This is a genomic window from Bradyrhizobium sp. DOA1 (assembly GCF_001593325.1).
Taxonomy (GTDB): Bacteria; Pseudomonadota; Alphaproteobacteria; order Rhizobiales; family Xanthobacteraceae; genus Bradyrhizobium.
The window spans coordinates 4,427,118-4,436,555 of record NZ_JXJM01000001.1; the positions used below are offsets into that span (position 1 = coordinate 4,427,118).

The window sequence follows — 9,438 nt, forward strand, 5'->3', positions numbered from 1 at the left end:
ACATCATGACGATGTTGGCCATCGGCGGATAGATCGCGCCCATGCCGTCCTCGCCGTTGAGCCGCTCTTCGGTGAAGGCGAGCGCCGCGTCGATGGCGCGCTTGCGCAGGCTCCTCGGAAACATCGGCTCGATGACGCGCAAGGCTGCATCGAGCGAGCGAAACAGCACGAACCAGGCCATGCTCTGGTGCGGCGCCTTCGCGGTCATGCCGATCGAGCGCGGATCCTGCAGGAACAGCTCGTCGATGCCGACGCCCTTCGGATTGCGCGCGCGCGGCTTGAGCGCCGCAAGCACCATCAGCGGCACCATGGTGGTGCGCGCCCAATAGGAAATCTTGTTGAGGTGGAACGGCGACCAGAACGGCAGCAGCACGATCTCGACCGGCAGCACCGGCACCGCGCGCCAGGTCAGGACGCCGAACATCGCCAGCGTGAAGCGGGTGAAGACGTTGCTGTGGATCGCGCCGCCGCGCGAGCGGATCGCCTCGCGCGCGCGCACCATGTGCGGCGCGTCGATGGAATCGCCGATCATCTTCAGCGCAAAATACGCCTTCACGCTGGCGCTCATGTCGAACTCGCCGTCATGCACCAGCGGCCAGCCGCCATGGGCACCCTGGATGCGGCGCAGATAATTGCCGATCCTGGCCTCGAGCACGACGTCGACCGGCTCGGCGAGGTGGTGGCGCAACAGAATGTATTCTGCGGGAATCGTGGCATCGGCCTCGAGCTCGAACACCCAGTGGCCGTCGGGTTGCTGGAAGCGGAGGACGCCATCGGTCGCCGACGCAATGCTCGATTCCAGTGCCTTCGAATCCAATACCTTCGAATCCACTATCTTCGAATTCAAGGCTTCGCGGCTGGTCGCGTTCACGGAATCCATGTCGCTCGATTGCTCCGATAGTCCATTGAATTGGCCGGGGCATCGCCCGTCAGGGCCGCTTTGCGGCCAAAACCAGATCGGCGGCACGATCGCCCGATCGGACCGATCCCTCGATGGTTGCTGGCAATCCCGTAGCAGTCCAATCGCCGGCAAGAAACAGGTTTTTCAGCGCAGTGACCGGCCCCGGACGCAGGGCATTCTGCGCCGGCGTCGCCGCAAATGTGGCCCGGCGCTCGCGCACGATCTGCCAAGGAGGCAGCTCACCCGAAACGCCGCCGGCCTTGCACACATCGTTCCAGATCGCCTGCGCGAGTTCCTCGCGCGGCATGTCGACCAGACGGTCACCATTGCTGATGGTGACGGACAGCCGGTTCGGGAACGCGAACAGCCACTCCACCACGCCGCCGATGACGCCGAGGATCGGCGCCGAGCCCGGCGGCGGTGTGATGCGGAAATGCGCATTGACGATGGCGCGGAATTCCGTCGGCGTCTTCACTCCCGGCAGCAGGGTGGCGGCGGCGCGGGGCGGCACCGCCATTACGACGACATCGCCGTCATCGAGCGCGATCACGTCCTCGCCGCCGAAATTCAGCGCGCTGGCCTTGCCGTCGCCGGTCGCAAACGACCGCAATTCATGGCCGAGCTGAACGCTGTGGCCCCTCTCCTGCAAGAACTTCACCGCGGGCTCGATCAGCACGGCACTGAGGCCGTCGCGTGCGATCAGCGGACGGCAGGCCTGCCCGCCCGCGAGCAGCGTCTCGCGCACGATCGCGCCGGCGAGCCCGGCCGAGCCCTCGGGCGGATCGACGTTGAGTGCGGCCAGCAGCAGTGGCTGTACCAGGCGCTGGTAGAGCATGCCCTCGGTCGGAATCGACTTGCCGACCGGCGTCTCCTCCGACGCCCAGATCAGCGGCGCCAACTTCAGATAATCGGTGAGACCCGTATCAGGTACGCGGCGGCTCTCGTCGAGCACCCAGGTCGGCAGCCGGCCAGCGCCGAGATCGATCTGCCAGCGCTGCCCGGTCTTGATGTCGACGAAGGGAAACTGCGCGCTCTCGGGGCCGACCAGGCCTGCCTCGGTGCCGATCGCGCGCGCATAGGCGCGCGCATGGCTGTTGCCCGACAGCAGCAGATGATTGCCGTTGTCGATGGTCAGGTTGGTGGCGCCGTCGAAATAGGACCGGCAGCGGCCGCCGGCCTGGTGCGTCGCCTCGTGCACGGCGACCTTGAAGCCTGCATTGGCGAGCCGCACGGCGGCAGAGAGGCCGGAAATTCCAGCACCGATGATGTGAGCTGTGTGTTGCATCAGATGAAAGCGTAACGGAGCAGGATCAGGATGCGTGTGACCTTCGACACACGCACCGGCTCGCGCGGCGCGTTGAAGCCGCGCGCGATCAGGAGGTCCAGAATGGAATGATAGTATTTCGACATGATCCGCGGCGCGCGCACCGCGCGGCGCTTATTGCGGTTCATGATCTCGTCGGACTTCTCGAAATGCGATTTTGCGCGCTGCGCCAGCGGCAGGCAGACCTTCGGCAGGGCGCGCTCGGTGATCACGCGATCGGGATCGTTGGAGGTGATGCCGGCATGCATCAGCGCCTCGCGCGGCAGATAGAGCCGGCCGAGGCCGGCGTCCTCGTCGATATCACGCAGGATATTGGTGAGCTGGAGCGCGCGGCCGAGATGATGGGCGAGCAGGATGCCATCCTCCTCCGGCATGCCGAACACGCGCACCGACAGACGCCCCACGGCGCTGGCCACGCGATCGCAATAGAGATCGAGCGTCGCCATGTCTGGCGCACGGATGTCCTGCGGCACGTCCATCTCCATGCCATCGACGATGGCCAGGAAATCCTCGCGCTTGAGGCCGAAGGCCTTCACCGAGCCGACATAGTCCTTCAGCCGCGGCGGCGGATTGCCCTGATAGAGGGCGTCGATGTCGTTGCGCCATTGCTGAAGCGCGGCGAGCCGCTCCTCGCGCGGGCCATGGGAATCGGCGATGTCGTCGACCTGGCGGCAGAAGCTGTAGATCTGGAACATCGCTTCGCGCTGGTCATGCGGCAGGATGCGCATCGCGGCGTAGAACGAACTGCCGGATGCGGTCGAGCCATAATTGGCGCCGGGCGAGGTCGCCTCAAGCGTCATGTGCAGTCCCCGGTCTGGAAATGGCCTTGCGTCCGAACGCGCGCCGGCCGACTTCGCCGATCATGCCGGCGAGGCTGAAGGTGAGAAGCTCGAACTTGTTCAGGTGCACGCGTTCGCGCAGGGGATCCCGCACCTTGAGCAGACGCACGATGCGGTCGGCATAGGCCTGGATCACCGAGATGTCGACGCCCAGGCGGAAATCCCTCACCTCCGCGCTGAGCGACTTACTCTCGTTCAGCAGCGCCTCGTTGCGCACGGCGAGGGCCTGAAGGCAGGCCAGCATCGCCGGCGGCGACTGCGCCAGCCCGAGCTCTTCGACTGAGGCGCCGTGTGCTGCCAATGCATCGCGCGGCAGATAGACGCGGTTGAGCTCGCGGAAATCCTTGCCGCAATCCTGCAGATGGTTGTTGATCTGGAGCGCCGCGCAGAGCGCATCCGATGCCGCCCAGGTCGAGGTGCTCTCGCCGTGGACGTCGAGCATGAAGCGGCCGACCGGCATCGCCGAATAGCGGCAATAATGGATGACCTCGTCCCAATTCTCGTAACGGAGCTTGGTCACGTCCATGCGGAACGCAATGAGCACGTCGAGCGCATGACGCGGCGCCATGCCGCGTTCGGCCAGCGCACGACGCAGGACCACGGCCTCGGCCTGGGTGTCGCCATTGCCGAGCAGTTCCGCCTCGAGCAGATCGAGATAGCTAAGCTTCTGGTCGGCCGGCAGCGCCGCATGGTCGGCAATGTCGTCGGCGGTGCGGACGAAATTGTAATAGGCCAGGATCAAGGCACGGTGACGCGGATGAATGATCCAGGACGCGACGGGAAAATTCTCGTCGCGGTCACCCTTGCCGGATCGCAATTCGCTCGCAGAGGTCATCGAGGGCTGGTTTACAATCGTTTGGACAGGAAGGGCTTTTTTGCTCGCGCGGGCTCATGCCGACGATGCCGCCGCGGCCCCCATATAGGGGAATACGGCCGCAAAACCAATCCTGTCTGTCGATGGCTGCCCCTCGCGGATTTGCGCCTGAAAAGGCGGCCCCGGGGGCCGCCTCCATGGGCCAGCGGCCGAGCTTACTGGTTGTGGTTCTTCAGGACCTGGTCGCAGGCCTGGGAGATCTTGGCCCGGTTCTCCTTGAGGCAGGCCAGGATGGTGAAATCGCCCTGGTCGATGACGGGACGGCAGAACTTCTGCACATCGCGGGTGCAGGCCTTCTGCTCGGCGTCCGTGCCGCGCCCCTGCTGGGCGAACGCTGCGGTCGAAACGGAGGCCGACAGCAGGGTGAGAGCGACGAGAAGCTTACGCATTGTATTCCTTCATTCTGACGGCAGAATCGCACCGATCCCGGGCTGCACAGGGCGGATGGCCGGAACGGATTGTTCTGATGGCAAGTCGCCGCGGGAAGTGCGGCCTCAGAGAAGGCACAAGCACTGGCAAATGCGGCCAAATTGGCGCCGCGCCCGCCGAATCAGGTCTTCCCTGCGCCTTCATTGGCAGATGTAAGAGCTTGATACTACGTCATAATTCATGAGCCTCGCATTTTACTGCATGGCTGTTGCAGAGCTGCATCTCTACGCCCCGCCCTTCCCGCCCGAAACACACCGAAACACGACAAACCGCCGCGCCTGGGCATGGCGCGAGGCGCCATGAACCGCCGTCTCTGGCCGTCACGCTTTGAACCTGACACAGGCTCGGAACACTAAACTTTCGATGTGGCGAGACGTTCTCAATCGTGGGCGAACGTCGTTCCAAAACGGGATATTTGAGATGACATTCTTTGGGCGATCTGGACTGGCAATCAAGGCGGCTGGCATCGGCGCTGCGCTGCTCTTTTCGGTTTCTGCAAGCCACGCTCAGTCGTCCGGGCCGTTCGCCGGTTTCGACGGCGCATGGACGGGCACCGGCACGGTGTCGCTGTCCGACGGCTCCACCGAGCGCATCCGCTGCAAGGCGGACTACAAGGTCGCCGGCAGCGGGCTCTCGCTCAAGCAGGCGCTGAATTGCGCCTCCGACAGCTACAAGTTCAATCTCACCAGCGACGTGACCAGCCAGGGCGAACGCATCTCCGGCAATTGGAGCGAAACCAACCGCAACATCTTCGGCAATTTGCAGGGCACCGCCGGCGGCGGCCAGATCGACGTGTTCGTCGAGGCCAACGGCTTTGCCGCCAACCTGTCGCTGCGCACCAACGGCACCAAGCAGACGGTGCAGATCTCCTCCAAGGGCGAGATCCGCGGCGTCAACATCACGATGACGAAGGGCTGAGGCCCTTCACGCTTCGAAACGAATTCAGCCTTCGGTTCTCGCGAACCGGAGGCTTTTTGCTGACATTGTTACGGACATGGACTCAGTTCGCAGACACCTGCTCAAAGTTGCCGGGCTCTTCGCGGCCAGCCGCGCCTTCGCCAATGATCAGCAGGGAACGACCATGCAGCCTTCACCCGTGAAGCCGCGTCACGTGCTCTGCTTCCTCGGCAAGGACGAAGGCCTGCTGCATCCGCCGAAGGCGGTGGCCAAGACGATCGCGGATTTCAATTTCGAGATCGACCGTACCTATTCGCAAGCCAAGCCCGACCCGCACATGGAGCGCTCGTTCGGTGTGTGCTGGGACCGCGTCTTCCCGAAAGCATGGTCGGAAGCGGACGAAGCGGCCGTGTTCAACCACAAGGCCGTGCTCTACGTGCTGAGCCCGCCCATGGAGCAGCAGAAGACGATCGCCTATTCGGCCGCCGCCTTGCGCATCGTCGAGGAGATGATCGAGGCCGGCGCCACCGCCGTGAAGGGAGAGAACGCGGGCGTAGCCCATGGCCTTGCGCGATGGATGCAATTGGCCCGCGACTGCAAGGCCGCCGCCAAGACGAATCAGGGCCTCACGGTGACGGCAGCCATGGGCCGGACCTGCCGCCTTGCCTTCGCCAAGCGTCCGCTCGGCGGCGATACCTACAACGAAAGCGTCGGCTTTCACCTGGTCGGACTGCCGGATATCTACGTCGCAAAATCGCGCGGCAGCGACCGCGACGCGGTGAAGTTGATGGACGAGATTGCCGACGCAATGGCCGAGCGCGGCATCGAGGCGACGCTGCGCGACCGCAAGCTCGCGCTGTCGCGGGAGCAGGATTACGCCGAGGGCGACTTCAAATTCAATCCCTACGGGATCATCCGTATCGGCGCGTGAGCTCAGATCGCCGGCTTGTCGGGGCCCTGCAGCTTCGCGTGCAAATTGATCAGCCACATCGCCGTCGGCCGCAGGATGAAGAGGTCGGCGACGAGGGCCATCACCATCGAGAAGGCGCTGAGCCAGCCGAACAGCCGCAGCGACGGCAGGTCGGAGAACACGGTGACGACGAGGCCGCAGGCCAGCACCACCGTGGTCAGGATCAGCGCGGGGCCGACCAGCACGGTCGCGCGCTCCACCGCCAGCGCCGAGCCGACGCCCGGCTTGTTCTCCAGCCGCAAGCGGTTGAGGAAGTGGATGGTGGCGCTGAGGCCGAGGCCGAACGAGACGGTGAGCGCGACGACGCTGGCAAATTGTAGCCCCTCGCCCATCGCCCACAGCACCGTTCCCGACATCACCACGGGGAAGATGCCCGGCAGGATGCAGGCGAGCGTCACCACCCAGGAGCGGAAGGCGAGCCCGATGAAGATCGCGACCAGCGCGAACTCGATCGTGAGGCCGTGGTTCAGCTTCTCGATCATGCTGGCCGAGTTGCGCGCAGCGATGGCGGCAAGGCCGGTCACCGCGATCTCGTAACCGGGATGCTTCTTGCGGACGGCGTCGAGCTCGCTGTCGAGCTTGTCGACGATCGGCAGCAGCTGGCTGGAATCCTTGTCAGGCACGCGGCCGGCGACCACGACCGCATCCTGCTCGGCGTCGATGAAGCGCCGCACCAGATGCTCGGGAATGACGTTGACATATTCCTTCAGCGTGGCGACGTCGGCGCTGCCGGCCTTCTCCGCAAGCCAGCGGCGCAGCGTCTCGAGCGACCAGACATTGCCGACGCCGGCCGCCTTCTCCACGGTCGCATGCACGTCGGCAATGGTCTGGAGCGTCTCCGGCGAGTAGAGCGATTCGCCCTTTGGAAAGGCGATCAGGACGTTGACCGGATTGGCGCCGGTCAGCTTGGCATCGAGCCGGTCGCTGGCTGCGACCGCCTGACGCTTGTCCGGCACCTGGTCGGCGAGACGGTAGCGCGGCTCCAGATTGGCGTAGATGACGCCGAGGCCGCCGACGAACAGCACCGCGATCAGGCTGAACAGGCCGGGCCGGCCGACCATGCGCACCGCGATCCAGTAGCAGAAATTGCGCAGCGCCTGGACGCCGGCATCGGCGCCCTGGAACTTGACCGCGAACACCTTCTCATTGCGCACGAGCAGGACGCCGAACACCGGCACCAGCGACAGCACCGCGACCAGCGCGATGATGGTGGCGGCAAGCCCCGCCTCGCCGAACTTGCGGATCAGGTCGGAGTCGGAGAACTGGAGCGCGATGAAGGAAATGCCGGCGGTGCCGTGCGTCAGCACGCAGGCCGGTCCCACCACCAGCACCGCGTTCTTGAACGCGGTGAACTTATCCTGCCCCGCGATCAGCCGGTCGCGCGCGGCGAAGGTGAGCTGCATCGAGTCCGAGAAGCTGATGACCATGATGAGCGGCGTCATCACGTTCAGGAACATATTGAGATTGAAATTGGCCCAGCCGAGCGCGCCGAGCGCCAACAGGATTGCGATCATCGGCGGGAACGCCGCCGCGACCATGAAGGAGATCTTGCGGAAGAAGATGATGGCGATGATGCAGCCGGCGAGGATGCCGAGGATGTTGTAGGTGAGCCCGTCGCGCTCGACCGCGTTGCGGATCTCGAGCTGCATCACCGGCACGCCGGAGAGCTGCACGTTGAGCCCGGTGTCGCTCAGATCCTCCTTCATCAGCGCCCGGATGTCGCCGACGGTCTTGGTCAGCTTGTTGGAGCCGACCACCTCCGGATCGAGCGAGAGCACGATCAGGGCAAGCGTGCCGTCCTCCGAGAGCAGCTTGCCCCGGATGATCTCGTTGTTCTTGACGGTCTCGATGAACTTGTCATAGGCGGCGCCCTCGGGCAGTTCGGCCGGGAATAACGCCGCCGGCAGCTTGCCCGGGGCCGGCGCCTGACGCGCCGAGAACAGCGAGACCAGTCCGCGCGTGCCTTCGACCAGTTGCAGGTCGGTGACGAAGTCGCGCAGCTTCTCCAGGTTGTTCCGCGCCAGCAGGGTCTTGCCCTCGACCACGACGAGGACGTCGAACTCCTCGGCCGGGAACTTTTTGGTCACCTCTTCGTACTGGCGGAATTCGCGGGTATCGGAACGGAACAGCTGTGACAGCGAATCATCGATCTTGATCCGGTAGATGCCGAACACGGCGCCGACGATCAGCGCGACCAGGACGATGCAGGAGAGGATCGGCGCCCGGACGGCGATCAGCCCGAGCCGCTCCAGCCCGAAGGCGATCGAGGACGTAGGCCCCTGCTCGACCTTGTCGACATGAACCTCATTCTCGCTGTGCTTTTCGAGCATGCCTTGTCCAGTTCCTAAGTCGGCTCGGTCTGAGAGCTTATTGCGCCCCGCGAACGGCTTGAAAACGCCATACCAATGGGAGGCTTGCCCTTTGAAAATGCGCGGAAAATCGCCGCGAGGGGTTTAGCAGGTCAATCACCCTTCTCGCAAGCAGGCGAAGTGTGGGCAAATCGATCAAGATGCGGCGATTTTGCGTTCTCAGCCAGGTCATTCCCGTGAAGATGTGCCAATTCGACGCGGCGCGCAGTCCGCGCTCTCGTCCTTCAGCGCCACGCCGGTCGTCTGCCGCGCGAGGCCCTCACGGATCAGCCAGGCGATCTTGAAGGCCGCCTCGTCATAGCTCAACCCAGCATGGTGGATGTTCGACACGCAATTGCGCTCGGCATCGGTGCGGCCCGGCTGTGGCGCAAAGGTCAGATAGGCGCCGAGACTGTCCGGCGCCGACAGGCCCGGCCGCTCGCCGATCAGCATCAGAGCCATACGCGCATGGAGAATCGCGCCGATCTCGTCGGCGAGCGCGACGCGCGCGCCAGAGGCGACGACGATCTGGCCGATCGCGACACCATCGTCGGCTGCGAGCAGCGGCATCAGGCGCGTCAGCAGCGCCACCGCATGGGCATGGACCGCGGCAGCCGACAGGCCGTCGCCGATCACGACCGCGAGTTGGCACGGCGCCGAAGCGACCCGTGTCAGCGCGTCGACCGATTCGGCATCGAGCTGCCGTCCCAGATCCGGCCGCCGCAGATAGTCCCCGCGGTCGACCGCCCTGCTTCTCGCCTCGGTGACGACGAGGCCAAGCCCGGCGAGCTCGACGATCAGGCCCGGCGCATCAAAGGCGGCGTGCACGGCATCGCGGGCGCGGGCATGATCGAGC

Annotated in this window: 8 protein-coding genes and 1 pseudogene; 2 read left to right on the forward strand and 7 right to left on the reverse strand. The window is 64.8% G+C overall.

The genetic code is table 11. The features are described from left to right. The 5 genes and pseudogenes from SE91_RS20830 to SE91_RS20850 form a co-directional block, all read right to left on the reverse strand. Positions 1-880, reverse strand: a pseudogene (locus SE91_RS20830) (prenyltransferase/squalene oxidase repeat-containing protein); the annotation flags it as partial. Between the two features lie 49 nt (positions 881-929). After that, a complete protein-coding gene (gene hpnE / locus SE91_RS20835; RefSeq protein ID WP_061848917.1) occupies positions 930-2,186 on the reverse strand; it encodes a hydroxysqualene dehydroxylase HpnE in 1,257 nt (418 codons plus the stop codon). Beyond that, a complete protein-coding gene (hpnD, locus tag SE91_RS20840) occupies positions 2,186-3,025 on the reverse strand; it encodes a presqualene diphosphate synthase HpnD (protein ID WP_060735519.1) in 840 nt (279 codons plus the stop codon). The genes hpnE and hpnD overlap by 1 nt, the downstream gene beginning before the upstream one ends. After that, a complete protein-coding gene (hpnC, locus tag SE91_RS20845) occupies positions 3,015-3,899 on the reverse strand; it encodes a squalene synthase HpnC (RefSeq protein WP_061848918.1) in 885 nt (294 codons plus the stop codon). Before hpnC ends, hpnD begins: the two co-directional genes overlap by 11 nt. Before the next feature lie 194 nt (positions 3,900-4,093). After that, the gene (locus SE91_RS20850; RefSeq protein WP_061848919.1) at positions 4,094-4,327 is read right to left on the reverse strand and encodes a hypothetical protein; all 234 of its coding nucleotides are present in this window, start codon (positions 4,325-4,327) and stop codon (positions 4,094-4,096) included. Between the two features lie 460 nt (positions 4,328-4,787). On the opposite strand from SE91_RS20850, the gene SE91_RS20855 reads away from it, so the two are divergent. Then, entirely contained in the window at positions 4,788-5,285 is a 498-nt protein-coding gene (locus tag SE91_RS20855) for a hypothetical protein (RefSeq protein ID WP_008553258.1), read from the forward strand. 76 nt (positions 5,286-5,361) lie between these two features. Beyond that, positions 5,362-6,195: a hypothetical protein gene (locus SE91_RS20860; RefSeq protein WP_061848920.1), complete on the forward strand. Its 834-nt coding sequence runs from the start codon at positions 5,362-5,364 to the stop codon at positions 6,193-6,195. Positions 6,196-6,197: 2 nt separating this feature from the next. Here SE91_RS20860 and SE91_RS20865 read toward each other — a convergent pair whose 3' ends face one another. Continuing rightward, the gene (locus SE91_RS20865) at positions 6,198-8,564 is read right to left on the reverse strand and encodes an efflux RND transporter permease subunit (RefSeq protein ID WP_061848921.1); all 2,367 of its coding nucleotides are present in this window, start codon (positions 8,562-8,564) and stop codon (positions 6,198-6,200) included. A gap of 207 nt (positions 8,565-8,771) precedes the next feature. Beyond that, a partial coding sequence (gene eutC, locus SE91_RS20870; RefSeq protein ID WP_061848922.1) for an ethanolamine ammonia-lyase subunit EutC occupies positions 8,772-9,438 on the reverse strand: 667 nt, incomplete at its 5' end.